The sequence below is a fragment of the Polaromonas sp. JS666 genome, from assembly GCF_000013865.1.
Taxonomy (GTDB): Bacteria; Pseudomonadota; Gammaproteobacteria; order Burkholderiales; family Burkholderiaceae_C; genus Polaromonas.
The window spans coordinates 2,466,444-2,492,077 of sequence record NC_007948.1 but is presented as its reverse complement, the minus strand read 5'-3'; the positions used below and the strand labels follow the sequence as shown (position 1 = coordinate 2,492,077).

At 62.7% G+C, this 25,634-nt stretch carries 24 protein-coding genes and 2 pseudogenes; 15 read left to right on the top strand and 11 right to left on the bottom strand.

The genetic code is table 11. The annotated features are described in order from the left end of the window. Positions 1–115 precede the first annotated feature (115 nt). The 9 genes and pseudogenes from BPRO_RS11905 to BPRO_RS11875 all read left to right on the top strand — a co-directional run bounded on the left by BPRO_RS11905 (position 116) and on the right by BPRO_RS11875 (position 8,528). On the top strand, positions 116–1,723 hold the full coding sequence (locus BPRO_RS11905) for a peroxidase family protein (RefSeq protein ID WP_011483314.1): 1,608 nt from the start codon (positions 116–118) through the stop codon (positions 1,721–1,723). A 204-nt stretch (positions 1,724–1,927) separates the two neighbouring features. After that, positions 1,928–2,119 (top strand): annotated as a pseudogene (locus BPRO_RS28590) (hypothetical protein); the annotation flags it as partial. Between the two features lie 91 nt (positions 2,120–2,210). After that, complete coding sequence (locus BPRO_RS28585) at positions 2,211–2,459, top strand: DUF1272 domain-containing protein (protein WP_011483313.1); 249 nt, start codon at positions 2,211–2,213, stop codon at positions 2,457–2,459. Then, positions 2,456–3,088 (top strand): LysE family translocator, encoded by a 633-nt coding sequence (locus tag BPRO_RS11900; RefSeq protein ID WP_011483312.1) that lies wholly within the window; start codon positions 2,456–2,458, stop codon positions 3,086–3,088. Before BPRO_RS28585 ends, BPRO_RS11900 begins: the two co-directional genes overlap by 4 nt. A 181-nt stretch (positions 3,089–3,269) precedes the next feature. Next, positions 3,270–3,959: pseudogene (locus tag BPRO_RS29300) on the top strand (dienelactone hydrolase family protein); the annotation flags it as partial. Between the two features lie 45 nt (positions 3,960–4,004). After that, the gene (locus BPRO_RS30130) at positions 4,005–4,649 is read left to right on the top strand and encodes a phosphoribosyltransferase (RefSeq protein WP_232291559.1); all 645 of its coding nucleotides are present in this window, start codon (positions 4,005–4,007) and stop codon (positions 4,647–4,649) included. Positions 4,650–4,676: 27 nt separating this feature from the next. Beyond that, the gene (locus tag BPRO_RS28580; protein WP_011483310.1) at positions 4,677–6,035 is read left to right on the top strand and encodes an erythromycin esterase family protein; all 1,359 of its coding nucleotides are present in this window, start codon (positions 4,677–4,679) and stop codon (positions 6,033–6,035) included. A gap of 310 nt (positions 6,036–6,345) precedes the next feature. Further along, positions 6,346–8,052, top strand: a complete 1,707-nt coding sequence (locus BPRO_RS11880; protein ID WP_157045786.1) for a PAS domain-containing hybrid sensor histidine kinase/response regulator — start codon at positions 6,346–6,348, stop codon at positions 8,050–8,052. Continuing rightward, positions 8,049–8,528, top strand: a complete 480-nt coding sequence (locus BPRO_RS11875; RefSeq protein ID WP_011483308.1) for a response regulator — start codon at positions 8,049–8,051, stop codon at positions 8,526–8,528. Before BPRO_RS11880 ends, BPRO_RS11875 begins: the two co-directional genes overlap by 4 nt. Positions 8,529–8,567: 39 nt before the next feature. Here BPRO_RS11875 and BPRO_RS11870 read toward each other — a convergent pair whose 3' ends face one another. The 4 genes from BPRO_RS11870 to BPRO_RS11855 all read right to left on the bottom strand — a co-directional run bounded on the left by BPRO_RS11870 (position 8,568) and on the right by BPRO_RS11855 (position 14,782). Next, positions 8,568–11,774 (bottom strand): error-prone DNA polymerase, encoded by a 3,207-nt coding sequence (locus tag BPRO_RS11870; protein WP_011483307.1) that lies wholly within the window; start codon positions 11,772–11,774, stop codon positions 8,568–8,570. 9 nt (positions 11,775–11,783) lie between these two features. Further along, positions 11,784–13,277 (bottom strand): Y-family DNA polymerase, encoded by a 1,494-nt coding sequence (locus BPRO_RS11865; protein ID WP_081430511.1) that lies wholly within the window; start codon positions 13,275–13,277, stop codon positions 11,784–11,786. After that, positions 13,237–14,058, bottom strand: a complete 822-nt coding sequence (imuA, locus tag BPRO_RS11860) for a translesion DNA synthesis-associated protein ImuA (RefSeq protein WP_011483305.1) — start codon at positions 14,056–14,058, stop codon at positions 13,237–13,239. Before imuA ends, BPRO_RS11865 begins: the two co-directional genes overlap by 41 nt. Positions 14,059–14,275: 217 nt before the next feature. Beyond that, positions 14,276–14,782 carry a disulfide bond formation protein B gene (locus tag BPRO_RS11855; RefSeq protein WP_011483304.1) on the bottom strand — a complete coding sequence of 169 codons (507 nt, stop codon included), beginning with the start codon at positions 14,780–14,782 and terminating at the stop codon, positions 14,276–14,278. Between the two features lie 378 nt (positions 14,783–15,160). Between BPRO_RS11855 and BPRO_RS11850 the strand changes: the two genes are divergently transcribed. The 5 genes from BPRO_RS11850 (at position 15,161) to BPRO_RS11830 (ending at position 18,212) form a co-directional block, all read left to right on the top strand. Next, on the top strand, positions 15,161–15,682 hold the full coding sequence (locus tag BPRO_RS11850) for a nuclear transport factor 2 family protein (RefSeq protein ID WP_011483303.1): 522 nt from the start codon (positions 15,161–15,163) through the stop codon (positions 15,680–15,682). Positions 15,683–15,876: 194 nt separating this feature from the next. Then, positions 15,877–16,455 carry a GNAT family N-acetyltransferase gene (locus BPRO_RS11845; RefSeq protein WP_011483302.1) on the top strand — a complete coding sequence of 193 codons (579 nt, stop codon included), beginning with the start codon at positions 15,877–15,879 and terminating at the stop codon, positions 16,453–16,455. A 168-nt stretch (positions 16,456–16,623) separates the two neighbouring features. Next, the gene (locus BPRO_RS11840) at positions 16,624–17,136 is read left to right on the top strand and encodes a carboxymuconolactone decarboxylase family protein (RefSeq protein WP_011483301.1); all 513 of its coding nucleotides are present in this window, start codon (positions 16,624–16,626) and stop codon (positions 17,134–17,136) included. Positions 17,137–17,300: 164 nt separating this feature from the next. Continuing rightward, positions 17,301–17,798 carry a VOC family protein gene (locus BPRO_RS11835; protein WP_011483300.1) on the top strand — a complete coding sequence of 166 codons (498 nt, stop codon included), beginning with the start codon at positions 17,301–17,303 and terminating at the stop codon, positions 17,796–17,798. A gap of 3 nt (positions 17,799–17,801) precedes the next feature. Beyond that, complete coding sequence (locus BPRO_RS11830) at positions 17,802–18,212, top strand: VOC family protein (protein ID WP_011483299.1); 411 nt, start codon at positions 17,802–17,804, stop codon at positions 18,210–18,212. Positions 18,213–18,223: 11 nt separating this feature from the next. Here the strand turns inward: BPRO_RS11830 and BPRO_RS11825 are convergent, their stop codons facing one another. The 7 genes from BPRO_RS11825 to BPRO_RS11795 all read right to left on the bottom strand — a co-directional run bounded on the left by BPRO_RS11825 (position 18,224) and on the right by BPRO_RS11795 (position 24,817). Continuing rightward, a complete protein-coding gene (locus BPRO_RS11825; RefSeq protein ID WP_011483298.1) occupies positions 18,224–19,312 on the bottom strand; it encodes a sulfate/molybdate ABC transporter ATP-binding protein in 1,089 nt (362 codons plus the stop codon). Positions 19,313–19,401: 89 nt separating this feature from the next. Continuing rightward, positions 19,402–20,421 carry a sulfate ABC transporter permease subunit CysW gene (gene cysW, locus BPRO_RS11820; RefSeq protein ID WP_011483297.1) on the bottom strand — a complete coding sequence of 340 codons (1,020 nt, stop codon included), beginning with the start codon at positions 20,419–20,421 and terminating at the stop codon, positions 19,402–19,404. After that, positions 20,418–21,311 carry a sulfate ABC transporter permease subunit CysT gene (cysT, locus tag BPRO_RS11815; RefSeq protein ID WP_011483296.1) on the bottom strand — a complete coding sequence of 298 codons (894 nt, stop codon included), beginning with the start codon at positions 21,309–21,311 and terminating at the stop codon, positions 20,418–20,420. Before cysT ends, cysW begins: the two co-directional genes overlap by 4 nt. An 11-nt stretch (positions 21,312–21,322) precedes the next feature. Next, positions 21,323–22,315 carry a sulfate ABC transporter substrate-binding protein gene (locus tag BPRO_RS11810; protein WP_011483295.1) on the bottom strand — a complete coding sequence of 331 codons (993 nt, stop codon included), beginning with the start codon at positions 22,313–22,315 and terminating at the stop codon, positions 21,323–21,325. Beyond that, on the bottom strand, positions 22,312–22,929 hold the full coding sequence (locus tag BPRO_RS11805) for an RBBP9/YdeN family alpha/beta hydrolase (protein WP_011483294.1): 618 nt from the start codon (positions 22,927–22,929) through the stop codon (positions 22,312–22,314). Before BPRO_RS11805 ends, BPRO_RS11810 begins: the two co-directional genes overlap by 4 nt. Positions 22,930–23,094: 165 nt before the next feature. Beyond that, on the bottom strand, positions 23,095–23,745 hold the full coding sequence (locus tag BPRO_RS11800; RefSeq protein ID WP_011483293.1) for a peroxiredoxin: 651 nt from the start codon (positions 23,743–23,745) through the stop codon (positions 23,095–23,097). A gap of 166 nt (positions 23,746–23,911) precedes the next feature. Then, positions 23,912–24,817 carry a LysR family transcriptional regulator gene (locus BPRO_RS11795; protein WP_011483292.1) on the bottom strand — a complete coding sequence of 302 codons (906 nt, stop codon included), beginning with the start codon at positions 24,815–24,817 and terminating at the stop codon, positions 23,912–23,914. 165 nt (positions 24,818–24,982) lie between these two features. On the opposite strand from BPRO_RS11795, the gene BPRO_RS11790 reads away from it, so the two are divergent. Further along, entirely contained in the window at positions 24,983–25,633 is a 651-nt protein-coding gene (locus BPRO_RS11790; RefSeq protein ID WP_011483291.1) for an FMN-dependent NADH-azoreductase, read from the top strand. Position 25,634: the final 1 nt, after the last annotated feature.

The following is a 25,634-nucleotide window of genomic DNA, read 5'->3' as shown; positions in this document are numbered from 1 at the left end:
AAGAACTCACAGACTCTTACCAGGAATTGCGCACCCCCTCATCCATTCGGATGATGACAGATAACGTGCTGCGGCTTACCTTTGCGCCTCATGGGTTAACACCAGGAGGAACATCATGAAGCGGCATATCCGTGACAGCTATTACATCGTCGGCGAAGGAACGGTGCATTGCGATCCTAAAGGGAAACCCGTCACCGACCCCAAGCCCGGCGACGTGCCCGAGATGCGCAAGTTCCGCTTTTCGCGCATGGGGCCCAAGGGCGCGGTCGTTAACCGGACGATTGTCGAAGGACTCGCACAAGCCATGACCGCCGAAGATGGCGGCGACTCGGCTGGTCCCGCCATCCCGGCGGGCTTCACCTATCTGGGGCAGTTCATCGACCACGACCTGACCATGGACAAGACCGCCGCCGCCTTGGGCGAAAACGTCACCATCAACCAGTTGCTGCAGGGCCGCTCGCCGGCGCTGGATCTGGACTGCATGTACGGGCGAGGCCCCGATGACGCGGACGACGCCAGGTTCTATAGCGACGGCATCCGCATCAAGATGGGAACCACCGCGCCCACGCCATTTCCGGACGGCGGAACCAATGTTCCGCGCGACGGGTTCGATCTGCCGCGCGTGGGACAGGGGTCGACCAAACTGGCGCGCCGCGCCGCGCTGATCCCCGATCACCGCAACGATGAAAACCTGGTCGTCGCGCAAACCCACCTGGCCATGATCCGCTTTCACAACCGCGTGGTGAACCACATTGCGCCGACCACGCCGAGCGCCGACCTGTTCAAGCGCGCGCGCGAGCTGGTCGTCAAGCACTACCAATGGATGATCAAGACCGATTTTCTGCCGCGAATCGTGGACCCGGCCATCGTGCAGGACGTGTTCACCAATGGCCGCAAGTTCTTCGAAAAGGATGCGACGCCCGAGCATATGCCGACGATGCCGATCGAGTTCTCGGTGGCCGCCTACCGGCTCGGCCACAGCATGATCCGTGGCGCGTACCAGTGGAACCGCGTTTTCAAGTCGGGCGGGCCGGGGCCGATTGCCTCGCTGGAACTGCTGTTCACCTTCTCTGGCACAAGCGGCATCCTGTCGCCCGATGGCAACCTGAACGACCGCGAATCGGGCAGCTTCGAAAGGTTGCCGACCAACTGGATCGCTGATTTCCGTCGCCTGTACAACTTCAACGAGGTGGGCCGTGCCGATCTCACGCCGCCCGAAGGCGCGCCCAACGTCACCAAGAAGATCGACACCCAGCTGGTGGATCCGCTCAAGACGTTGCCGTTCGGTTCGCTCGGCGGCTCGGCCGCGACACCCGCGATCGAGCTGAACCTGGCGTTTCGTAACCTGCAGCGCGCCAATATGGTCGAGCTGGCCAGCGGCCAGCAGATGGCCGCGCTCCTGGAGGTGGCGCCGCTAACCTCGGCGCAGCTGAGCAAGGGCTTGCCGGTGGCCCTCAAGGACGCCGCCACCAACACCCCGTTGTGGTACTACATCCTGCGCGAGGCCGAGCTAAACAATGGCCGCCTGACCGGTGTCGGCGGCAGGATCGCGGCCGAAACCTTCCATCGAGCCATGGAGGGCAGCGAGCACTCAATCGTGCGCGACCCCGCTTTCCGGCCCACGGCGCTGGTTACAAACCCGGGCGACCGGTTCAACATGACGGACTTGCTGCTTTTCGCCTTTGAAGGCCGGGCAGACCTGCTCAATCCCCTTGGCGACTGAGCTGCGACTGAACTGCCTTACCCTCGACCAGTGCCTGCGCGCGCCGCGCAGGCACCGCGTTGCCATCGCCCCGAGGCGTTGCCATGCTACTGACTTTTGGATAGAACTTTCGGCCGCCCATCCCGCCAACAGCCGCGCGGATATCGATCTCTCGGCCTGCCCCAAACAGAATGTCGCTGGTTTGGCCACACTGAAAAACATGCGCAGCGTGCCACGGCCATGAGTCTGCAAAGCATCCTCGTGCTCACCACCCGCACCATGCACTGGTTCCTCAAGCGCGGTATTGTGCAGGTTGTGCAGGTCAACCCGGACTGGCAGCCCGAAGCGCGCAAGCGCAAGTACAGTAAGTACAACGGGGACCGGAAAAGCCGGGTGCTGGTGAAGAAGCTGGATTGAGCTGCTTTTTGGTAATTTGCCAATTTGGCTTTCATCTTCAGGGGTTTTTCATTAGCATCCCGGTATTCCATTCAAACCGGGAATCACCAACATGCTTCAAATCCGCCCCAACTGCGAATGCTGCAACCGGGATTTGCCTAATGAGTCACCCGATGCACGCATCTGTACCTTTGAATGCACGTTTTGCGTCGATTGCGTCACCACCAAGCTCAGGGGCGTCTGCCCCAATTGCGGCGGTGAGTTTGTCGCGAGGCCGCGCCGTCCGGCAGACCTGCTCGCCAAATATCCGCCCTCGACCCAACGCGTGTTCAAACCCGACGGCTGTGGAGCGGCACCATGAACACGACCACCCTGTTGCTCTTTTCCCTCGTGGCACTGGTCGCCATTGCCACACCCGGCCCCACGGTGTTGCTGGCGCTGGCCAATGGCTCGCATTACGGTGTGCGCCGTTCGCTGCCGGGCATGCTGGGTGCCGTGCTGTCGGATTTCGTACTCGTGGGTGCGGTGGCGCTGGGCTTGGGCGCGCTGCTGGCGGCTTCGGAGTTCTGGTTTTCCGTGCTGAAGTGGGTGGGCGCGGCCTACCTCGCCTGGCTGGGCATTCGCCTCTTGCGCTCAAAGAGCGGGTTTAATCTGCCTGCGCAGGGCGCAGCCACGGCGCAGCACGGCCGCCGCGTGATTTTCATGAAGTCGTTTCTGGTGGCCGTGACCAACCCCAAGGGCTACCTGTTTTGCTCGGCCCTGCTGCCGCAGTTCATTGACCCAGCCACCGCGCAGGCGCCGCAATACACGGCGATAGCCGTTGTCTTCGCCGGCATTGATTTCTCGGTGATGCTGGGTTACGCCTTCATTGGCGCGCGCGCCATCCGCCTCTTCAAAGCCCGGGCCATCAAATGGCTGGATCGCGCCTGCGGCGGCACCCTGTTGGCGCTGGCCGCATCGCTCGCGCTGTACCGCCGGGCCAACACCTGACCTTTCGGGTGGGCGGCAAGCTGTTGCTCCTGTTTTTATAGCCATTGACACCCGTTTCCTCTGGCGTACAGTCTTTATTGTCAATAGCGCCACCTGGCGCAGCCCTACACCGAAACTGAACCGCTCTGACACACACGGGGGCACACCACGGCGCCAAATTTCACCTTAGGAGGTGAACATCATGCCCAGCACTCACACGGCTCCGGCCTTTCGTGAAGTCCGCATCCCCGTCGGCGAGAACACCTGGCTCTATGGTGATCTGGCGCTGCCGTCCGGATTCACAGGCCTCGTGCTGTTCGCCCACGGCAGCGGCAGCGGACGCCATAGCGCCCGCAACCGGCAGGTGGCCCGGCACCTGCAGGATGCGGGCATTGCCACCCTGCTGTTTGACCTGCTGACGGCGCAGGAAGAGCAGGAAGAGGTGCAGACGCGCCATCACCGCTTCAACATTCCCTTGCTGACCCGGCGGATGCAGGACGCAACCCTTTGGGCCGCCGCCCAGCCAGAGTTGCAAGATACCGCCATTGGCTATTTTGGCGCCAGCACCGGCAGCGCGGCCGCACTCATAGCGGCGGCCCGGCTGGGGGATCGTGTTGCGGCCGTCGTTTCGCGCGGCGGACGCCCTGATCTGGCCGGACCGGCCGCATTGGCGGCCGTCAAGGCGCCCACGCTGATGATCGTCGGCGGGGCCGACCACCAGGTGATTGAACTCAACGAAGCTGCCTATCCGTACCTGCAAAGCGAGAAAGACCTGGTCATCGTACCCGGAGCCACCCATCTGTTTGAGGAAACCGGGGCCCTCGAGGAAGTCGCAGACCTGGCCACGTCCTGGTTCAGCCTTCACCTGGGCCGTGCCACAGCGCACGGCGCGGCAGCAGTACACCTGCCTTATCGTGACCGCCAGCATGCGGGCCAGGTGCTGGCCGGCAAACTGGCGCATTACCGCGGGCGCGACGGCCTCGTCGTCCTGGCCCTGCCGCGTGGCGGCGTTGCCGTAGGCTACGAGGTGGCCCACAAACTGCAGGCGCCGCTGGACATCTTTGTCGTGCGCAAGCTGGGCTATCCTGGCCATGAGGAATACGCCATGGGGGCCATTGCCAGCGGGGGCGTGCGGGTGATGAGTCCCCAGCACGGCATGCATGTCAGTCCGGAGGCGATTGCCCAGACCATCGAGCGCGAACAAGCCGAACTGGTGCGGCGCGAGCAGCTCTACCGCCAGCAGCAGCCGGCCCTGCCGCTTCAGGGTTGCACGGTTATTGTGGTGGATGACGGTCTGGCCACGGGCATGACCATGGAGGCTGCCGTGCAGGCCATTCGCCAGCACCACCCCCGGCGCATCGTCGTAGCCGCCCCTGTTGGTGCGGGTGATACCTGCGCCATGCTGCGCAGACATGCCGACGAGGTGATTTGCCCCGCCCAACCCGAGTCGTTTCGCGCAGTCGGACTCCACTACGAGGAGTTCCCCCAGTCCACTGACGAGGAAGTAAGCCTGCTGCTGAAAAAGGCCCGGCAGGAACACCCCCCGGGCAACCCGATCGTCAGCCCGTCTTCCGGCCATTGAGCATCCCCCGCAAAAGAGCGCTCCACCATGAACCCGCATCCAACCCAGCACAGTCCCCGCGACACCGCAGTGCGCGAAGGACTGCGCCGGCACCTTCTGCCACTGGAAGACGGTGCCGGCGCCCATGACCCCCTGATGCGGCTGATCGGACAGGCCCGCTTCGCCCTCCTCGGTGAAGCCTCCCACGGTACGCAGGAGTTCTACCGCGAACGGGCCGAGATCACCAAACGGCTGATCACCGAAAAGAGCTTTAACGCCGTGGTCGTCGAAGGCGACTGGCCCGACGCACTGCGCGTTAACCGTTATGTGCGCGGCCTGTCGGATGACAAGGACGCGGTGGCCGCACTGTCGGGCTTCCAGCGGTTTCCGGCCTGGATGTGGCGCAATACGGTGGTGGTTGATTTCGTTGAATGGCTGCGTGACCACAACAGCGGTCTGGCACCCAGGCAGCAGACCGGCTTTTACGGTCTGGACCTCTACAGCCTGTTCAGCTCCATTCAGGCGGTGCTCGCTTACCTCGACCAGGCAGATCCTGAAGCGGCACGCCGCGCCCGCTACCGTTATGCCTGCCTCGACCATGCGGCAGAAGACAGCCAGGCCTACGGCTACGCAGCCGCCTTTGGCCTGGGAGCGAGCTGCGAGGACGAGGTGGTGCAGCAGCTGCGCGACATGAATCGCCGCGCCGGTGAGTTTTCACCGGTCAACGGGCTGGAGTGGGACGAGGCTTTCTTTGCCCAGCAGAACGCACGCCTGGTACGCAACGCCGAAGAGTACTACCGCACCATGTTTCACGGCCGGGTCTCCTCCTGGAATCTGCGCGACAGCCACATGGTGGAGACGCTCCAGGCGCTGGACCGCCACCTGACCGCCAACGGCCCGCCGCCGCGTATTGCGGTCTGGGCGCACAACTCCCACCTGGGCGATGCCTCGGCCACCCAGATGGGCGAACGGGGCGAATGGAATGTGGGCCAGCTCATGCGCGACCGCTACGCGGGCGACGCCGTGCTGGTGGGCTTCAGCACCCATCATGGCTGGGTCACGGCCGCATCGGATTGGGGTGAAGCCGCACACCGCAAGCGGGTGCGTCCGGGTCAGCCCGGCAGCTGGGAGGACATGTTTCACCAGACGGGCTCGGCCCGCTTCATGCTGGCGCTGCGTGACAACGCGGCCCTGCGCCCCCTGCTGGCGCCGCTGCGGCTGCAACGGGCCATCGGCGTGATCTACCGACCCGAAACGGAACGCCACAGCCACTACTTTCACACCCACCTGGCCAGCCAGTTTGATGCGGTAATCCATCTGGACGAGACCAGCGCGCTGGAGCCGCTGGACAAAGGCCCGGTCTGGAACACGGGCGAAGCGCCAGAGACCTTCCCCTCTGGTATCTAATCCCGGCGTCTAATCCCGGCTGAAAGCGCCCAGCCACCCAAGCAACGGCGTCAGGTCTTCCAGCTGGTGCGCCATCAGATTGCGCGCCGGCCCACAAAAACCGCACAGCACCTTGCGGGCGGTCTCATTTCGTTCGCCCGTGGTATCTTCAGGGCTCGGTATGTGCGCTGGCGCACGGACTTTTCACAGCGCATCTGTAAGACTTCCGGAGTCTTCGAAAGACTTCGCACACCCCCGGCCAGGACCCTGGAAGCGCCCCCCACAGTCGGCACTTCGCAGGATCGTCGTTACTTTTACAGGAACATGGCCCATGTCACCCATTTCAAATCTGAGCGTTCTTGACGCCATTGCCAAAGCCGACGGGATAGAGGTCAAGCGCCAGGAAGCCCTGCTCAAGACCGGCGCGCTGCAGACCGCCATCCTGACCAGCGAAAATTTCTCCATCATCGCGACCGACGAGAAAGGCATCATCCAGCTCTTCAACGTCGGCGCCGAGCGCATGCTGGGCTATATGGCGGCCGAAGTCGTCAACAAGATCAACCCCAGCGACATCCATGACCCGCAGGAAGTGATGGCGCGGGCCCAGGCGCTGAGCGTGGAGCTCGCCACCACCATCACGCCCGGTTTCGAGGCGCTGGCCTTCAAGGCCTCACGCGGCATTGAGGACATTTACGAGCTGACCTACATCTGCAAGGACGGCAGCCGCTTCCCGGCCATTGTGTCGATCACCGCCCTGCGTGACGATTTCGGCACCGTCATCGGCTACCTGTTGATCGGCACCGACAACTCAGTGCGCAAGCAGGTCGAAGTGGCCTTGAAAGAAGCGATGGCGGTGGCCGAAAAGGCCAACCTCGCCAAATCGGATTTTCTGTCCAGCATGAGCCATGAGCTGCGCACGCCGCTCAGCGCCATCCTTGGCTTTGCGCAATTGATCGAGTCCGGCACGCCGCAGCCCACGCCGTCGCAAAAGCGCAGCGTGGACCAGATCCTCCAGGCCGGCTGGTACCTGCTGGAGCTGATCAACGAAATCCTGGACCTGGCGCTGATCGAGTCCGGCAGGCTCTCGCTGTCGCTGGAGCCGGTGTCGCTGGCGGAAGTCATGCTCGAATGCGAAACCCTGGTCGAATCGCAGGCCGCCAAGCGTGGCATCCGCGTGACTTTTCCGCAGTTTTCCCTGCCCTGCTTCGTCAAGGCCGACCGCACGCGGCTCAAGCAGGTGTTGATCAACCTGCTGTCCAACGCGATCAAGTACAACACCAGCGGCGGAACGGTGGTGCTCAAGTGCGTGAACGTTTCGCCCCAACGCATCCGCATTTGCGTGGAAGACACCGGCGAAGGCCTGAATCCGGCCAAAATCGCCCAGCTCTTCCAGCCCTTCAACCGCCTGGGCCAGGAGGCCAATACCGAACAAGGTACCGGCATTGGCCTGGTGATGACCAAGCGGCTGATCGAGCTGATGGGCGGCGCCATCGGCGTGGAAAGCATTGTCGGCCAAGGCAGCGTGTTCTGGATCGAGATGGACCTCACCGAGGAGCGTGAGCTTCACCCGGTGCTGACAAGCCTGGCGCCGGCACTGCAAAGCCAGGTGCCGACGGATCCCCGCGCCCACACCCTGCTGTATGTGGAAGACAACCCGGCCAACCTGATGCTGGTGGAAGACCTCATCGCGCGCCGCTCCGACATACGGCTGCTGTCGGCCCGGGACGGCATCAGCGGCATCGCGATGGCCAAGGCCTCGCAGCCTGACATCATCCTGATGGACATCAACCTGCCGGGCATCAGCGGCATCAAGGCGGTGCAGATTTTGTGCGCGGACCCCTTGACGGCGCATATTCCGGTGGTGGCGCTCAGCGCCAACGCCATACCCCGCGACATTGAAAAAGGCATGGAGGCCGGCTTCTTCCGCTACCTCACCAAACCCATCCGGATCAATGAATTCATGGACACCCTGGACCTGGCGCTGAAGTTTTCCAAAACAAAGTCCCCACGCCCTTCCGTACCGGAGAAAACCGCATGAACACCGAATTCGACATTCTGAACGCCAGCATCCTGGTGGTGGACGACCAGGCCGCCAATGTGCAGCTGCTGGAGCAGCTTCTGAGCAACACCGGCTACACCCGCGTCCGCTCCACCATGAATCCACTGGAGGTGGCCGGTCTGCACGCGGAGCACCGCTATGACCTGATCCTGCTGGACCTGAAGATGCCCGGCATGGACGGCTTCCAGGTGATGCAGGAGCTCAAGAAAAACACCAGCGACGACTACCTGCCCGTCATCGTCCTGACCGCGGAGCCGGGCCACAAGCTGCGCGCCCTGGAGGCCGGCGCCAAGGACTTCATCAGCAAGCCCTTTGACCTGGTTGAAGTCAAGACGCGCATCCACAACATGCTGGAAGTCCGTCTGCTGTATAAAAAACTGGACAACTACAGCAAGCTGCTGGAGCACGCCGTGCACCAGGGCACGGTCGAGATCGACGAAGCGCGAAGGCAATAAACGCCTGGTTCTTGGTGGGCGGGCCGGACGCCGGACGGCTCAATGAAAGTCGCGGCTGGAGGTGCCCAGCCGCCCCAGCAGCGGCGTGAGGTCTTCCAGCCGGTGCGCCACCAGGTTGCGCACTGCGCCATAGCCTTTGGCGGTGCCGCTTTCTTCACTGCGCTGCCACACGCCGTACACCGCCAGCAGGCGGGCATACAGCACCTCGGCGCGTTGCGCCTCCCGCAATGATTTCCACACGATCACGTTGACCGGGCCGGTTTCGTCTTCCAGCGTGACGAAGATGGTGCCATTGGCCGTTTGCGGCTGCTGGCGCACGGTGACGATGCCGCAGCCGGCCACCTCTTCGCCGTCGGGCAAGGCATTGAGCTCGCTGGCGCTCAGCAGGCCCTTGCGCGCCAGCCGTTCCCGCAGCAGCGCGACCGGGTGGCGCCGCAGCGTGAGGCCGGTGGCCTGGTAGTCGAACAGGATGTTTTCGCCCTCGGGCGTGTCGGGCAGCTCAAGCGGTGTTTCATGCGTGGGCACGGACTTGAGCAAGCCCGGCGCCGGTTTGATGGCCGAGGCGTCCCACACCTGCTGGCGCCGGTGGCCGGACAAGGGCAGCAAGGCATCGGCAGCGGCCAGCGCGTTGATTTCCAGCGTATTGAGCCGGGCGCGCGACACCAGGTCTTCCGTCGAGCTGAAAGCCGCCTGCGCTCGCGCCTCCACCAGACGAATGGCAGCGTCTTCGCGCAGGCCGGACACCAGGCGCAAACCGAGGCGGACGGCGGGCTGGTTTTCCTTGATGCCCGGGTAAATGCCCGGGTGTTGCGGCAGGGCCTTGTTTTCAGCAGGCTCCAGCGTGCAGTCCCAGTCGCTGTGCATGACATCCACGGCGCGCACTTCCACGCCATGCCGGACGGCGTCCTGCACCAGTTGCGAAGGCGAATAAAAGCCCATGGGCTGTGAATTGACCATGGCCGCCAGAAAGCAGGCCGGTTCGTGGCACTTGAGCCAGCAGCTCACGTAGACCAGCTTGGCGAAGCTGGCGGCGTGGCTTTCAGGGAAGCCGTAGTCTCCGAAGCCCAGGATCTGGCTGAAGATGCGCTCTGAAAATTCGGCGCTGTAGCCGTTGTTGACCATGGCATTGACCAGGCGGCCATGAAAGCGATCCACCCCGCCCTTGCGCTTCCAGGCGGCCATGGAGCGGCGCAGATCGTCGGCCTCGCCGGGCGTGAAGTCGGCGGCGATCATGGCGATCTGCATCACCTGCTCCTGGAAGATCGGAATGCCCAGCGTGCGCTCCAGTGCCGGGTTGAGCGCCGGGTACTCGGGCTTGATCTCGCCGCCGTTCCTGAGGATTTCGCGGTTTTTCAGGTAAGGATGCACCATGCCGCCCTGGATGGGGCCGGGCCGCACGATGGCGACCTCGACGACCAGGTCGTAGTAGCTGCGCGGCTGCAGCCGCGGCAACATGGACATCTGCGCGCGGCTCTCGATCTGGAACACGCCCACCGTGTCGGCCTCGCAGATCATGTCGTAGGTCACTTCGTCCGGCGCGATCTGGTGCATCTGCAACTGGCTGCCTCGCGTCTGGTTCACCATCGCCAGGCAGCGCCGAATGGCCGACAGCATGCCCAGCGCCAGCACATCGACCTTGAGCAAACCCATCGCCTCCAGGTCGTCCTTGTCCCACTGGATGATGCGGCGGTCTTCCATCGAGGCAGGTTGCACCGGCACCAGCCGCGTGAGCTTGCCCTGCGTGAGCACAAAGCCGCCCACGTGCTGGCTCAGGTGGCGCGGAAAGCCAATCAGTTGCGCCGACAAATCAAGCCACTGCAACACCGGCCCCACCCTGCCCGCCAGGCCGGCTTGCCTGATTTTTTCTTCCAGCACCTCGCTGCCGTCAAACCAGAAATGCTCTTTGGCGAACTGCTCGATCAGCCCGGGCGCCATCGCCAGCGCCTTTCCCACATCGCGAATCGCGCTGCGCGGCCGATAGCGGATGACGGTGGCGGCAATGGCGGCGCGGTCGTGGCCGTATTTGCCGTAGATATACTGGATGACCTCTTCGCGCCGCTCGTGCTCGAAGTCCACGTCGATGTCAGGCGGCTCGCGGCGTTCGCGACTGATGAAGCGCTCAAACAGCAGTTTGCTTTCAGCCGGGTTGACGGCCGTGACGCCCAGGCAGTAGCAGACTGCCGAATTGGCCGCCGAGCCGCGCCCCTGGCACAGGATTTTCTGCTCATTCGCAAACCGCACGATGTCGTGCACGGTGATGAAGAACATCTCGTATTCAAGCTCTTCGATCAGGGCCAGCTCGAATCCCAGCTGCTTCCTGACCTTGCGGGGAATGCCGCGCGGATAGCGTGTGTGGGCCCCCTGCCAGGTCAACCGCCTGAGCCACCGTGCAGGCGTTTCGGCAGGCGGCACCATGTCTTCCCGGGGGTAGCGGTACAGGTTGCGGATCTCGTCGAGGTTGAAGCTACAGCGTGCCGCCACCTCCAGCGTGGCACGCAGCAGCCCGGCCGGGTAAATGTCGGCCAGCCGCATGCGCGGGCGCAGGTGCGCCTCGGCATTGGCCTGCAGCGCAAAGCCGCATTCGTGCACCGGCCTGCCCAGCCTGATGGCCGTCATCACGTCGTGCAGCGGCTTGCGCGAGCGTTTGTGCATCAGTACGTTGCCGGCCGCCACCAGGCGTATGCCGGTGTGCCCGGCAACCTCCTGCAGCTGCTGCAGGCGCAGCGCGTCGTCCAGGCCTTGCAGCAGTTCGACGGCCAGCCAGGCATTCGGGCCAAACAGCCCTGTCGCCCATTCGGCATGCGCGCAAAGCGCTTGCGTGTGGATGGCATCGGGCAAGGGCGACAGCAGGATTTCGCAATCGGCCAGCCGCGAGAAATCGGTCTCGCCCAGCACGACGCGGTAGCTGCCTTTGTCCACCTCGTCACCGGCGCGGCGTGCTTCGGTGATGAATTCGCACAGGTTGCCCCAGCCCGCGGCGTTGTGGGGCAGCACCACCAGCCGGAACGCATTAGCGGCCTGCACCAGGAACTCGGCCCCCGGCAGCAACTGCAGACCGAGCTCCCGGGTCACTTCATGCGCCCTCACCACACCGGCCACCGAACATTCGTCAGTGATGGCCAGCGCCTTGTAGCCCAGTTTGAAAGCCCGCTCGGCCAGCTCCTGAGCATGCGAGGCGCCGCGCTGAAAGCTGAAATTGCTCAGCGCATGTAGTTCGGCGTAATCGGGCAGCACGTAGGAGGACATGCGTTCCCCTCAGGCAAAAAAACCGTGCAGGTACCAAGCGCGTTGCCGCGCGGCCTCGGGTGTGGCGCCCAGCCTCTCGCTGTAAATCCAGAGCAAGGCGCCCTGCTGGCTGCGGTAAATAAAGTAGTCACGAAGCGCCCACGGCTTCTCACACAGCCCGGCGTCGCGGGCGGCGTCGCTGTCGGCCAGCAGCCATTCGGCGGCCTCCAGCCGCTGCGGCCCCGTCAGGCGATGCAGCTTGCCCTGGTAGACCGGGCTGTTGCCGACAGTGGCCAGCTTGAGCGGCTCGGGCAGCAACCAGGTCGGGTACAAAGCTTCGGTCTTGATCTCCGGACCAGGGCTTTTTGAAGCATCTCTTGAGCGTTTCAACCCTCCAACCCGGACAGAATTTTTATGCGCAGCAATTGATTGAATCGCCCCCCTGGCATGAACCCAGCGTTGCATCAGCTCCGGCCGATGGTCCGCGCAAGGCTGCCAGGCCTGCACCTGCGCATCGCCCAGGCGGGCGCTCAGCCGCTCGACCAGTTCCACCACGCTGTCACCCTGTTCGCGCGCCTCCATCAGCAGGCTGCCGGTGGCGGCGGCCGAATCAGCCAGCAACTCGGTGGCCAGTGACTGCAAGGTCAGGCTGTGCACCGGCGCCGGCAGCTTTTGCTGGGCCAGGTGCTCGGCCACCAGCCGCGCCACATGGCGAAGGTCTTGTGCGGGCTGGGCCGTGCGGATCTCCAGTTCGCCGGTGGGCGCCACGTCGCGGCGCTTGTCCAGGTGCCAGATGATTTTCAGGGCGCACAGTCCGCTCTGGCGCCCGAGCAGCCAGGCGTGCAGGTGGACCAGCAGCCGCTCCACACCCGCCATCAACGCGGGGGCGTGGGTGACCAGTGCGTTGAGTTCCAGCTTTTCCTCAAAGTGCTCGGGCAGCACCTGCCACTCGTAGTTGTCGGGTGCGCTGCCGCGGGCGCGGTCCAGCGCCTCCAGCAACTCCGCGCCAAAGCGCCGGGCCACACCGTCACGCGGCAGGCGCAGCAAGTCGCCCCAGTTGCGGCAGCCAATGCGCTCCAGCACGCCCAGATGCGGGCGGGCAGCCGTCAGGGTGTGCATGGGCAGCTCGGCCACGCGCTTTTTCACGGTATCAGTCTGAGTCTGAGTCTGTCCATCTTGCAGCCGCAAACGACCAAGCGCTATCAAGGAGGTCGCGCCTTGCGCCCGTTTTACCTGGGCCTGCAACCCGTTTTCTTCAAAAAAAGCAGCCAAACGTTGCTCCAGCAGCTGCATCAGCTGCGCCAGCCCGCCAAAGAGGCGCAGACTGCCCGTCACGTCCATCAGCACGGCCTCGTCCACCAGCGCCACACGCGGCGTAAAGCCCAGCGCCATGCTGGCCACCGCCCGCTGCATGGCAGCGGCGTCCAGTACCAACCGCTGCGCCACTGCGTCGTCCAGCACCGGGCGGGCGGCTAGGCCCGGCTCAGTGGTGGTCGAGATGTGCAATGCGATCCAGCAGCGCATGGATGGGGCCCTGAGGTGAAGTGACAGGAGGCGACACCAGCGAAGGCTGCAGCATGGGCGCCGGAATACCGGCTTCTTCCCGCTGGCGCCGCGCTCTTTCGCGGCTGGCGGCCAACAGCGCCGCCAGCCGGGCCGGCCGGGTATCGAGCAGCACTGGCGCGGCCAGAGGCGGGCCGCGGCGTTTGAGCACACTGACCAGCAGCTTGCCCGCCTCGTTCACCGCGCCTTCAATCAGCAAACGCAGCGGCGCGGGCGACGACTCATGCTGCGCCCGCAGTGGCCTGAAGACAAACAGCAGCTTGTTGTGCGCATGGGCCGCAATCTGCAGGCGGCGCACATGCGCGCTGCGCGCATCGGGCAGCCAGGCCAGCACGCTGTGCACGTCGGCGCACTGCAAGGCTTCGCGCGTGGCCCACAGCAGCGACGGCGCGTCACCAGGCTTGCCGTGAATGCTGAGCAGGCGCTGCATATTCAACTGGCGCGCGCCCAAGGCCGGGCCAAAGGGCAGCCAGGGCGCGCCCACCAGCACCGTCAACAAATCAGGCGCCGCCGCCTGCACGCAAGCCAGGGCCGGCACGACCAAACCCCATTCGTGCAGCCCGGCCTGCGGCTGCAGCACTTCCACCAGCGCACCCTGCGGCCAACCGCCGCCGGGCAACACATGGTTGAGCGCCGCATAGCCCGTGTCCACGGTCTGCAGGCTCGCGCTGCCCAGCTCGCCCGCGCGCCACACGTGGGCGAGGTCCGGCACGGCGCGGGCCACAGGAATCGGAGAAAGCATGGGTGGGCTCAATCAGGGGGTGAAAATCCAGTTAAATACTGTATTTATGTACAGTATATTGCCTGACTCACGCCCTGCGCAATTACCCCTTCACCCAGCTCGGGCGTGTAACGCCCTGCCCGTTTAACGGACTGATCTCATGAAAGAAAAACGTGAAAACGAAAAGCGCCAGGGTGCAATCGACCCGGCGCCCGAGGAGAAAGAGAAAGCGCCGCCCTCAGCGCTGACGAGCCAGGCGGGTGATCAGGACCAGTCCCACCAAGGCAATCGCCACAAAGCACAGGAAAGACCAGTTGGCAATCGACAGGCCCAGAAAGGTCCAGTCAATTTTGGTGCAGTCGCCACTGCCCTTGAAGATCATGGGAATCGCGCGCTTGAGCGGAAAGGTTTCGATCATTCCGTAAAAGTCACGGCCGCAGGAGGCCACTTCAGGCGGGTACCACTGCAGAAAACTCTGGCGGGCCGCCACAAATGCACCAAAGCCGGAAAGCAGCACCAGCAAGCCCGAGCCCGTGATCAGCAGCCCCCTGCTTTTTGCCACCGCCGTGATGCCTGCAACCACAGCCACCAGCACCAGCGCATAACGCTGCACGATGCACATGGGGCAAGGCTCCAGGCCAACGACATGCTGCAGGTACAAGCCAAAAGCCAGCAGGGCCACACAGGCCAGGGACACCAGGGCAAGCACACGGCGTGGCATGGCGTCGAAATACGTCAAAAACATCGGGAACCCTCTTTTTGGATTGATTGTGAATTGTCCGATGGTTCGTGGGTTTGGCAGGGGATAAGTTCCCGAGCGAGGAAATCTGATTGGCAGGACGGGTACCGAGAGCAGGCGTGCGGCTTTTTTTTAATAAACCCCAAAAAAGCAATTCCAGGGACCGGAAACGCGATTAATGCCAGGCCCGCCGCTTGTTCAGCAAGAGAAAAAATGAAAAAATGAAATGGGGATCTTGACAGGACCAGCTACCTCTGCACATATGCAGATCAATAAGCTGGGCGTGATAGCAAACGGCTTGCTTGAATTTTCCGCGACATGTTATCCCGCGATGCGCCACGTTCTTCCGGAATTTGCGGGACATATCAATGTTGGAGAACGTAGATGAAAGGCCACATCATGAACAAACGTCACCTGCTTGTTCTTGGCGTCTCTGTCTTGGCGCTTACCTTGCCGATCGCGGTGCATCCACAGCCTGGGCCCGCCACCGAGGAGCAGAAACTGCGCGAGGTATTGCGTAACTATGAACGAGCCTGGAATCTCCATGATGCCAATGCGTGGTCGTCATTCCTGACTGACGATATTTGGTTCACGCAGGCGTGGGACAGCTACGGGCGTCAAAAAGGTCGAGACAACGCAGTGAATTTGTTCAAGTCCAATTTTCTGGATTCAGAACTGGCCCAACAGGTTGTTCGGATACGGATGATGCCGGATGGTACGGCCACTGTCGCCATGAGTGAGGTGCTCTCGTACCTGCCCAAGACCGATGGAAAATACAGGACCGTATTTGAGAGTGACCCGGTAATCAGCCGATGGAGAAAGGAAGGGGGCACGTGGAAGATGTTTTTCTTCACATCACACAAAGGCTGGGCCCTCGACCAGTTGAAGAAGGACGGAGTTGAGTAGTCGGCAGCTTGCAAAGTCTGGTTTGGGGGTTTGGCAAAACCAATATACCCTCGCATTCATGCAGATCAGCGAACCAAGCGCATGACAGCAAACAGTTTTTTCGAATTTTGCGCGCCATGTTGTCCAGCAGGCTGCCATGTTATTGCGCAGCTTTGCGGGATATCTCAAAAAGTTAGGCGCCTCAGGAGACGCCCATGAAACTCACAGTCGCGCCTCTCACACCCGAGCGCTGGCCTGACCTTGAAGCGATATTTGGCGCCAAAGGCTGTTCAATCGCTCGCGGCTGCTGGTGCATGGCTTACCGCCTCAGCGGGTCACGCGAATCGCCGCCTCCGGGAGTGACTCATGCACAAGCGAATCGTGCCGCGCTGAAAGAGCTCGTCGATGCCGGCAATCCGCCAGGCCTCATCGGCTATCGTGGCAAGGTTCCAGTCGGTTGGGTGTCCATGGGTCCACGCGAGGAGTTCGCCAGGCTCAAGCGCTCGTCCGTGATGAAGCCTGTTGACGAACAACCCGTGTGGTCGATCGTCTGCTTTGTTGTACCCGCCGAGCACCGCGGCCAGGGCATGGCGCAGGCGCTTCTCAAGGGAGCCGTTGCCTACGCCAGAAAGAACGGCGCCTCGCTGGTCGAGGCCTATCCTGTGGACAAACCTGCTCGTTCCAACGACGACTTCATGTGGTTTGGGGCAAAGTCCATGTACGACAAGGCCGGTTTCAAGGAAGTCGCGCGTCGCAAGCCACAGCGGCCCGTCGTCAGGCTCAACACCGTCTGACTCACCGATGTCGAAGGCGTCTACCCCTTCCTATATGGACTGACCCTCAACGGCCTGAATTCCCTGCCCACCATCAAGCAAGGTCACAACATGCTTATCCCTCCGCCCCCAGAATCCGAAGCGACCTCACGCGTCTACCAGTCGAGCCTTGACAGTCAGGGATTCGTGATGAACCTGACAAGAGGCTGGGCATGGAGGCCGGATGTCTTTGACGCATTCGCAGCGCTGCGCTCCCAACTTACCGACAACTCTTCCCTTGGCAAGCGGGAACTGGCGGTGCTCGTATGCGCTACCGCCGCTGCGCTTGGTGACTCGTACTGCGCGCTTGCGTGGGGCAAGAAGCTTGCCGAGGCCTCGGACCCCGTGTCCGCAGCAGCCGTGCTGCAAGGCAGGGCCACAGCCGAACTCACTTTGCGAGACCAGGCGCTGTCGGTATGGGCGCGAAAGGTCGTGACCCAGCCGAATGGAACGACCACTGAGGATGTAGCCAGACTTCGCGCTGCCGGCTTCACTGACCGGGAGATCGCCGAGGCCACCTTTTTCATAGCGTTCAGGCTTGCCTTTTCCGTCGTCAACGATGCGCTCGGAGCAGAACCGGATTGGCAGCTGGCGGCCGCGGCACCACCCGAGGTAACCGCCGCGGTCACATTCGGACGCCCAACCGCTCTAAAAGGTACATAGTCGTGCCCGTCAGCCCACAGTTGCGCCGCACCCGGGGTGCCTGACCCGGGCCCATCCAGCAGCCACCTGAGGCATCGTCCTACAGAAGCAGTTTCCCAAGGCGCGTATCTTTTCAGGGCATTCATTGTTGAATGATCTTGAAAAGTACACGCCCGGAGAACACCATGAAAATCACGTCCAGAATCGCTCCCTGCCTGTGGTTTGACACGCAGGGTGAAGAAGCCGCCAACTTCTATGTCGGCATCTTCAAGAATTCGAAAATTACCCACATTTCCCGCTTCGGGAAAGAAGGCCACGAGATCCACAGAAAACCCGAAGGCGCCGTGATGACCGTGGTGTTCGAACTCGACGGGCAAACATTCACCGCCCTCAACGGCGGCCCTGACTTCAAGTTCAACGAAGCCATCTCGCTGCAGGTCTATTGCGACACGCAGCAGGAAATCGACTACTACTGGGACAAGCTCTCAGCCGGCGGCGACAAGAACGCCCAGCAGTGCGGCTGGCTCAAGGACAAATACAGCGTCTCCTGGCAGGTGGTGCCGTCCATCATCGGCGAGCTGTTCGGCGAGAAAGTCACTGACAAATCCGAGCGGGCCATGAAAGCCATGCTGCAAATGAAGAAGCTGGACATCGCGAAGCTGCAAGCGGCTTACCAGGGCTAGACCATGGAACTGCATCGCGGCCGCCTCGTCGACCACATCCATTTACGCGCTCATGACCTGGCGGCCAGCAAGCGCTTTTACCGCGCTGTGTTACAGGCATTGGGCAGGGCCGACGCCATCCGCGAAGCCGAGGGCCATTTTTCGGCCGACGAGTTGTGGATAGACCAGGCCGACGGCGCCAGCTCACACGTCCACCTGGCTTTCCAGGCCAGGGACACGGCAGGCGTTAAAGCCTTTTACGAAGCCGCCCTGGCCGCTGGCGGCACGGACAACGGCGCGCCGGGCGAGCGCAAATACCACCCCGGCTACTACGCGGCCTTCGCACTGGACCCGGACGGCAACAACATCGAAGCGGTCTACCACGGCCCCGTCGTCGCTTCGGCCGAGTCGGTGGTGATCAAACCCGCCGGATGAGGAGCGGGGCATCAGCCCTCCACAAACACCCTCGCCTTGCGCGGCGTCACGACCAGCATGTCGCCTTCCCGCAAGCCCATGTCCTTGAACTGCTGCGACGGCATCTGGGCTTCAATGAGGGAGTCGCCTGACGCGTTCCCCTTCTGCTCGTAGCCTTCGACCGGCATCAGCTCCAGCCGCGCAATCGGGCCGATCACGATGGCGCGCTCCAGATGCGCGACGATGCCTTCGGCGCCGGGTGAATAACGCTGCACTTCCAGGTCGTGCGGGCGCACATAGGCAAAGGCCTTGGCGTCCTGTGCGTCGGCATGCTCGGGGGAATCGATGCGCAGGCCTTCGAGATGCACTTCGCCTTCATGGGCGCGGCCGTGGAAAAGATTCACGTCGCCCAGAAAGCCGTAGACAAACGGGCTGGCCGGATGGTCCCAGACCTCTTGCGGGGACCCAATCTGCTCGACCTTGCCGGCATTCATCAGCACCACGCGGTCGGCCACTTCCAGGGCTTCTTCCTGGTCGTGCGTCACAAAAATGCTGGTCACATGCAGGTCGTCATGCAGGCGGCGCAACCAGCGGCGCAATTCCTTGCGCACCTTGGCATCGAGGGCGCCAAAGGGCTCATCGAGCAGCAGCACTTTGGGCTCCACGGCCAGGGCGCGGGCCAGCGCAATACGCTGGCGCTGCCCGCCTGAAAGCTGCGACGGAAAGCGGTCGGCCAGCCAGTCGAGCTGCACCAGGTTGAGCAGCGAATGCACTTTCTCCTTGATCTGCGCGTCGCTGGGCCGCTGGCCGCGCGGCTTGACGCGCAGGCCGAAGGCGACGTTTTCAAACACTGTCATGTGGCGGAACAGCGCGTAGTGCTGGAAGACAAAGCCCACCTGCCGTTCGCGCACATGCACGTCGGTGGTGTCTTCGCCGCTGAACAGAATGCTGCCGCGGTCGGCCGTTTCCAGGCCGGCAATGATGCGCAGCAGCGTGGTCTTGCCACAGCCCGAGGGGCCGAGCAAGGCGACGAGTTCGCCCGACTCAATGTCCAGGCTCACGTCGCCCAGCGCCTGGAAGTCGCCAAAGTGTTTGCTGACGTTGCGGATTTCGATGCTCATTTCTTTCTCTTTCTCTTTCTCCCTCTCCCACTGGGAGAGGGTTGGGGTGAGGGCCGGCGTTGGCTACGAGGTGGGGCCGCGCCCTCACCCTAGCCCTCTCCCAGGGGGAGAGGGGATAACACGGGGCGTTCAGGCGGCAAATCAGCCGCAGCCTTCATTTCTGCTTCGTGGCGCCATTCCGCCACCGACTTGATGGCCAGCGTGACCAGCGCCAGAATGGCCAGCAGCGAAGCCACGGCAAAGGCGGCCACCGACTGGTATTCGTTGTACAAAATTTCCACATGCAGCGGCAAGGTGTTGGTTTGCCCGCGGATGTGGCCCGACACCACGGAGACCGCGCCAAACTCGCCCATGGCCCGCGCATTGCACAGGATCACGCCGTAGATCAAACCCCACTTGATGTTGGGCAGCGTGACATGCCAGAAGGTTTGCCAGCCGGTGGCGCCCAGCACAATGGCTGCCTGCTCTTCGTCGTTGCCCTGCGCCTGCATCAGTGGAATCAGCTCGCGCGCAATGAAGGGAAAGGTCACGAACACGGTCGCCAGCACAATGCCGGGCACGGCAAAAATGATCTTGATGTCATGCGCCTGCAGCCAGGGGCCAAACCAGCCCTGGGCGCCAAACAGCAGCACATAGATCAGGCCTGCCACCACGGGCGAGACGGAAAACGGCAGGTCCACCAGGGTCGTCAAAAACGACTTGCCGCGAAACTCGTACTTGGCAATGGCCCAGGCTGCGGCTACGCCAAACACCAGATTCAGCGGTACGGCAACGGCGGCGGCAATCAAGGTGAGCTTGATGGCCGACCAGGCGTCGGGTTCCTGCAGCGCGGCGATGTAGGCACCCAAGCCCTTGCGCAAGGCTTCGGTGAACACGGCGGCCAGCGGCAGCACGAGAAACAGGAACACGAATAAAAGAGCACCCGTGATCAGCGTGTAACGCACCCAGGGCGACTCAGTCGTTCCGGCCGTGACGCGGCGAACCGGTTGGGCAGGAGTGCGCCGCGAAGGACCGCCCCGAGCAAGCACAGCCCCTTTTCTGTCGGCAAGGGGCGGCGCAACGCCGGAGGCTCGCGTAGCGACAAGTGTGGGGGCTTGTTTATCGCTCATGCCGGCGCTCCTGCGTTGCGGCGCTGCCAGGCCTGTAATGCGTTGATGACCAGCAGCAGGATGAATGACAGCACCAGCATCACCACGGCCACTGCGGTAGCACCAGCATAGTCGTACTGCTCGAGCTTGCCGATGATGATGAGCGGCGTGATCTCCGAAATCATGGGCATGTTGCCGGCAATAAAGATAACCGATCCGTACTCGCCAATCGCCCGCGCAAAGGCCATGGCAAAGCCCGTCAGCAGCGCCGGCATGATGTGCGGCAGGATGACCCTGGTGAAAATCTGCAGGCGTGTGGCGCCCAATGACGTTGCGGCTTCTTCGAGTTCTTTCTCCGCATCTTCCAGCACCGGCTGCACCGTGCGCACGACAAACGGAAGACCCACAAAAATCAGCGCAATCACCACGCCGGCCGGCGTGAAGGCCAGCTTGATGCCCATGGGCTCCAGGTACTGGCCGAGCCAGCCGTTGCCCGCCAGCAGCGCTGTGAGCGAAATGCCGGCCACGGCCGTGGGCAGCGCAAAGGGCAAATCAACCAGCGCATCAACCAGTTTTTTGCCGGGAAACGTGTAGCGCACCAGCACCCAGGCCACCAGCAGGCCGAACACCAGGTTGACGAGCGCCGCGATCAGCGACGCGCCAAACGTGAGGCGGTAGGAGGCCAGCACGCGCGGCGAGGTCACGGCCACCCAGAACTGATCCAGGGTGAGCGTGAACGTTTTGAAGAACAGCGCCGAGATCGGGATCAGCACGATCAGGCTGAGGTACAAAACCGTGTAGCCCAGCGTGAGGTAAAAGCCGGGCAACACCCGCCGGGCAGCCCGTTTGCCGCCCGCAGGCGAGCCCGGCAGCACCGCGGCGGGCGGTGCAACAGAAGACAGGGAAGTCATGGCGTGGAGGCTTACTTGACGGTGTAAAGCTTGTCGAACTGTCCGCCGTCATTGAAGTGGACTTTTTGCGCTTCGCTCAGGGAGCCAAACAACTCCTGCACGGTGAACAGCTGCACGGGCTTGAAGGTGTTGGCGTACTTTTTGAGCACGGCCTGCGAGCGCGGGCGCAGCGCGTGGCGGGCGGCAATTTCCTGGCCTTCGTCCGAGTAGAGGTAGTTGAGATAAGCCTTGGCAAGGTCCGCCGTGCCCTTCTTGGCCACAGTGCGTTCGACCACCGCCACCGGGTTTTCAGCCAGGATGCTGATGGACGGGTAAATCGCGTCCACCTTGCCTTCGCCAAACTCCTTGTTCACCGACAGCACTTCCGATTCGAAGGTGATTAGCACATCGCCGATATTGCGCTGCAGGAACACCGTGGTGGCATCGCGACCACCCTTGCCCAGCACGGGCACGTTTTTGTACAGCTTGCCGACAAACTCGGCGGCCTGCGCATCGCTGGCGCCCTTCTTCTTCGCATAGCCCCAGGCCGCCAGGTAGGCGTAGCGGCCATTGCCGCCGGTTTTGGGGTTGACCACGATCACCTGGATGCCGGGCTTGACCAGGTCATCCCAGTCCTTGATGCCCTTGGGGTTGCCGTTGCGCACCAGGAACAGCATGGTGGAGGTGGTGGGCGAGGCATTGTCCGGAAAGCGCTTGGCCCAGTCTTTGGCCACGACACCGGCATTGGCCAGAAACTCCACGTCGGTGCTGGTGTTCATGGTCACCACGTCAGCGTCCAGGCCATCGGCCACGGAGCGTGCAATGGCGCTGGAGCCGCCGTGCGACTGGTCGACCTTCACATCCTTGCCGGTGGTTTTCTTGTAGTGGGCAATGAAGGCCGCGTTGTAGTCCTTGTAAAACTCGCGCGCCACGTCGTACGAACCGTTGAGCAAGGTTTGCGCCGAGGAGATACCGCCCGTGACCAGCGCCAGGGTTGCAAGAGCGATTTTGAATTTTGAAGTCATGCCGTTTCCAGGGATCCAAGAGAGGAGGAAGAAGAAGAAGAAGGTGAAGGAGGTGTTGAAGATGAGGATGAAAAACCAGGGTGGGCCGTCAGGGGCGCATCGCCTGCCAGCGACTGCAACAGGGCCATGCCCAGCGGCCATTCGCCATAGCCCGACTCGATGTTGATGTGGCCCGCGTCCTGCATCCGCACCAATTCGCTGCCCCAGGCGCGGGCATAGGCCCCGGCCAGGCGCACCGGGCAGTACGGGTCATTGCTGCTGGCCACCAGCACACTGCGGTAAGGCAGCTTCTGGTAAGGCACTGGAGCGAAATCGCTGAACACGGCACGCCGCTCGGGGTCGGCCGGTGCCACCAGCAAGACCCCCTTGATGCGCTCTACCGCCTCAGGCGGCAAATGCGCGCTGGCAATGCAGCCCAGGCTGTGCGCCACGATCACCACCGGCTCGTCCTGCAGCGCGATGGTACGGGCGATGGTGTCCACCCAGGCCTTGCGGGAAGGCGTGATCCAGTCGTCCTGCTGCACACGCACCGCGCCATGCAGGCGCTCGGCCCACAGGCTCTGCCAGTGGCCGGGGCCGGAGTCGCGCCAGCCGGGAACAATGATGAAGCGCAAAATGGTGATCCTCAGCGGGTTTCAAGCAAGTGAGCCAGGCGCCACTGCGGGCAACGGCACTGCCGTTTGCAAGCCGGGGCCGCGGAACCGGCTTTGCCGGGCCGCAGGCGCAGCGGCCCCCTCGGGGGGCAGCGCATTACGCAAAGCGAAAAGCGTGGGGGCCATTTACTTGTTGGGCTGCGGTGTGATGCGCAGGTAAGGCTTGACGGCCTTGAATCCCTTGGGAAAACGCTGGGCCAGCTCGGCCGGATCCTGCAGGCTGGGCACGATGATCACATCGTCGCCGTCTTTCCAGTTCACGGGCGTGGCCACCTTGTAGCCGTCGGTCAGCTGCAGCGAGTCAATGACGCGCAGGATCTCGTCGAAATTGCGGCCGGTGCTGGCGGGGTACGTGAAGGTGGTGCGAATCACCTTTTTCGGGTCGATGATGAACACGCTGCGCACCGTGGCCGTGGGGCCGGTGCTCAAGGCGTTCGGGTGAATCATGTCGTACAGGTTGGCCACCTTGCGGTCGGCATCGGCCAGGATGGGGAAGTTCACCGTGGTGTTTTGCGTTTCGTTGATGTCATGCACCCACTTGCCATGCGACTCCAGCGGGTCCACGCTGATGGCGATGGGTTTGACATGGCGTTTGGCAAATTCGCGGCTCAGAGCGGCGGTTTTGCCCAGTTCGGTGGTGCATACCGGCGTGAAGTCAGCGGGATGGGAAAACAGCACAACCCAGGAGTCGCCCGCCCACGCGTGAAAGGAAATCTTCCCTTCCGTGGAGTCTTGTGTGAAGTCAGGGGCGATGTCGCCGAGTCTGAGAGTTGCCATGGTCTGGTCCTTTGCAATTTGTGTTGTCGAAAGGCATTGTGGGGACCGGACCTTAAAACTCAAAAGAATATATTTCTCTTAAATTATCTTCATTTACACATAACGATGGTCTGGATTTTCGGGCACCCCCGGCCAGCCAGCCTAAGAAGAGCCCAAGCCCTGAGCCTTAAACCAGACTCTCACCCCTCATCCGTTCCCCCAGATAATCCAGAAAACTTCGCACCGCAGGCACCTGCCCTCGCCGCGACGGAAACACGGCATGAGCTACGCCGGGTTTGGGTGCCCAGCCGGGCAGCACGGGCACCAGCAACTGGGCCTGCTGCTCTGCGGCGCTGAGCGAATTGGGTAAAAAGCTTATGCCCGTACCCGCCAGCACGGCCAGCTTGAGCGTCTGCAAGTCGTCAGCCACATAGCGCGGCTGGTGCTGCAACACAAACTCCTGTCCCTCGGGGCCCAGCAGCGTCCAGGATGAACGGCCGTCCACCCACGACATGGCCACGGTGTCCAGCTTCATCAGGTCTTCCGGCTTTTCGGGCCGGCCCTGACGGGCCAACAGCGTTGGGCTGGCCAGCAATTCGCCGCCGCTCGAGCCCAGGTTTTTCACTACCAGGCTACCACTGTCTTCCAGCGTGGGCCGCACGCGCAGCGCAATGTCTATGCCCTCTTCCACCAGGTCCACCACGCGGTTGGTCACGCGCATGTCGACCTTGACTTGGGGATGCAGCGCCATGAAGCGCGGCACCAGGTAGCCGAGCGTGCTTTGCGCCAGCGTCACCGGACAGGTGATGCGCAAGGTGCCGCGAGGCTCCACCTGTACCTGCGCCACGGCTTCGGCGGCCGCCAGGGCTTCATCCCGCATGGCACTGCAGTGGCGCAGGTAGATCTCGCCAATCTCCGTCAGCGAGAGCTTGCGGGTGGTCCGCTGCAACAGTCGCACGCCGAGCCTTGCCTCCAGCTCAGCCACCCGGCGCGACAGACGCGATTTGGGCAGGCCCAGCGAGCGCCCGGCGGCGGCAAAACCGCCCCGCTCCGCTACCTCGGCAAAGTACAGCATGTCGTTCAGGTCCTGCATGGGAAATTCTCCGTTTTCTTGGATTCGCTACATGAATAGGACAATCTATCGCAATTTTGCCGACTTATCAAACAATCGATGCACCAGCACAATCTATCCATGGCTGCGATTCATGGTGGATACGGCCAAACAACCTGATTCAACTTCAACCCAAGGAAATTCATCATGAGCAAACTGCTTCACATCGACTCCAGCATTCTTGGCGGCAACTCGGTTTCCCGCCAACTCACGGCGCAAATCGTCGCTTCGTGGCGCGCCAGCAACCCCGGCACCGAAGTCAGCTACCTGGACCTGGCGGTGGAATCCCCCAGCCACCTGTCGGCCGAATCCCTCGGCTTTCGGGCCCCCGCTGGTACAGAGCTGAACGACGTGCAAAAACGTGAAAACGCCGTTTCCGAAGCGCTGGTGTCGCAGTTCCTGGCCTCTGACGTGGTCGTGATTGGCGCTCCGCTGTACAACTTCGCGATCCCGACCCAGCTCAAGTCCTGGATTGACCGGGTCGCGCAAGTCGGCCGCACCTTCAGCTACACGGAAAAAGGCCCCGTGGGCCTGGCCGGCGGCAAGACCGTGATCATTGCCTCTACCCGCGGCGGTGTGTATTCAACGAGCGAAGCGATGCGTGCCCTGGAACACCAGGAAAGCTACCTGCAGACCATCTTTGGCTTCTTCGGCATCACCGACGTACGCTTTGTGCGCGCCGAAGGTCTGGCCATGGGTGAAGGGGCCAAGGCCGCAGCGCTGGCAGCGGCTGAAGTTGAAATCAAGGCACAAACCACGGTAGCAGCCAACCAGCCCCTGGCCGCATTGGCCGCCTGAC

Bases quoted from the DNA above. Each gene is read 5' to 3' on its own strand.
- BPRO_RS11905 (WP_011483314.1), top strand. From the start codon at position 116: ATGAAGCGGCATATCCGTGACAGCTATTACATCGTCGGCGAAGGAACG.
- BPRO_RS28585 (WP_011483313.1), top strand. From the start codon at position 2,211: ATGCTTCAAATCCGCCCCAACTGCGAATGCTGCAACCGGGATTTGCCT.
- BPRO_RS11900 (WP_011483312.1), top strand. From the start codon at position 2,456: ATGAACACGACCACCCTGTTGCTCTTTTCCCTCGTGGCACTGGTCGCC.
- BPRO_RS28580 (WP_011483310.1), top strand. From the start codon at position 4,677: ATGAACCCGCATCCAACCCAGCACAGTCCCCGCGACACCGCAGTGCGC.
- BPRO_RS11880 (WP_157045786.1), top strand. From the start codon at position 6,346: ATGTCACCCATTTCAAATCTGAGCGTTCTTGACGCCATTGCCAAAGCC.
- BPRO_RS11875 (WP_011483308.1), top strand. From the start codon at position 8,049: ATGAACACCGAATTCGACATTCTGAACGCCAGCATCCTGGTGGTGGAC.
- BPRO_RS11870 (WP_011483307.1), bottom strand. From the start codon at position 11,774: ATGTCCTCCTACGTGCTGCCCGATTACGCCGAACTACATGCGCTGAGC.
- BPRO_RS11865 (WP_081430511.1), bottom strand. From the start codon at position 13,277: ATGCGCTGCTGGATCGCATTGCACATCTCGACCACCACTGAGCCGGGC.
- imuA (WP_011483305.1), bottom strand. From the start codon at position 14,058: ATGCTTTCTCCGATTCCTGTGGCCCGCGCCGTGCCGGACCTCGCCCAC.
- BPRO_RS11855 (WP_011483304.1), bottom strand. From the start codon at position 14,782: ATGTTTTTGACGTATTTCGACGCCATGCCACGCCGTGTGCTTGCCCTG.
- BPRO_RS11850 (WP_011483303.1), top strand. From the start codon at position 15,161: ATGAAAGGCCACATCATGAACAAACGTCACCTGCTTGTTCTTGGCGTC.
- BPRO_RS11845 (WP_011483302.1), top strand. From the start codon at position 15,877: ATGAAACTCACAGTCGCGCCTCTCACACCCGAGCGCTGGCCTGACCTT.
- BPRO_RS11840 (WP_011483301.1), top strand. From the start codon at position 16,624: ATGAACCTGACAAGAGGCTGGGCATGGAGGCCGGATGTCTTTGACGCA.
- BPRO_RS11835 (WP_011483300.1), top strand. From the start codon at position 17,301: ATGAAAATCACGTCCAGAATCGCTCCCTGCCTGTGGTTTGACACGCAG.
- BPRO_RS11830 (WP_011483299.1), top strand. From the start codon at position 17,802: ATGGAACTGCATCGCGGCCGCCTCGTCGACCACATCCATTTACGCGCT.
- BPRO_RS11825 (WP_011483298.1), bottom strand. From the start codon at position 19,312: ATGAGCATCGAAATCCGCAACGTCAGCAAACACTTTGGCGACTTCCAG.
- cysW (WP_011483297.1), bottom strand. From the start codon at position 20,421: ATGAGCGATAAACAAGCCCCCACACTTGTCGCTACGCGAGCCTCCGGC.
- cysT (WP_011483296.1), bottom strand. From the start codon at position 21,311: ATGACTTCCCTGTCTTCTGTTGCACCGCCCGCCGCGGTGCTGCCGGGC.
- BPRO_RS11810 (WP_011483295.1), bottom strand. From the start codon at position 22,315: ATGACTTCAAAATTCAAAATCGCTCTTGCAACCCTGGCGCTGGTCACG.
- BPRO_RS11800 (WP_011483293.1), bottom strand. From the start codon at position 23,745: ATGGCAACTCTCAGACTCGGCGACATCGCCCCTGACTTCACACAAGAC.
- BPRO_RS11795 (WP_011483292.1), bottom strand. From the start codon at position 24,817: ATGCAGGACCTGAACGACATGCTGTACTTTGCCGAGGTAGCGGAGCGG.
- BPRO_RS11790 (WP_011483291.1), top strand. From the start codon at position 24,983: ATGAGCAAACTGCTTCACATCGACTCCAGCATTCTTGGCGGCAACTCG.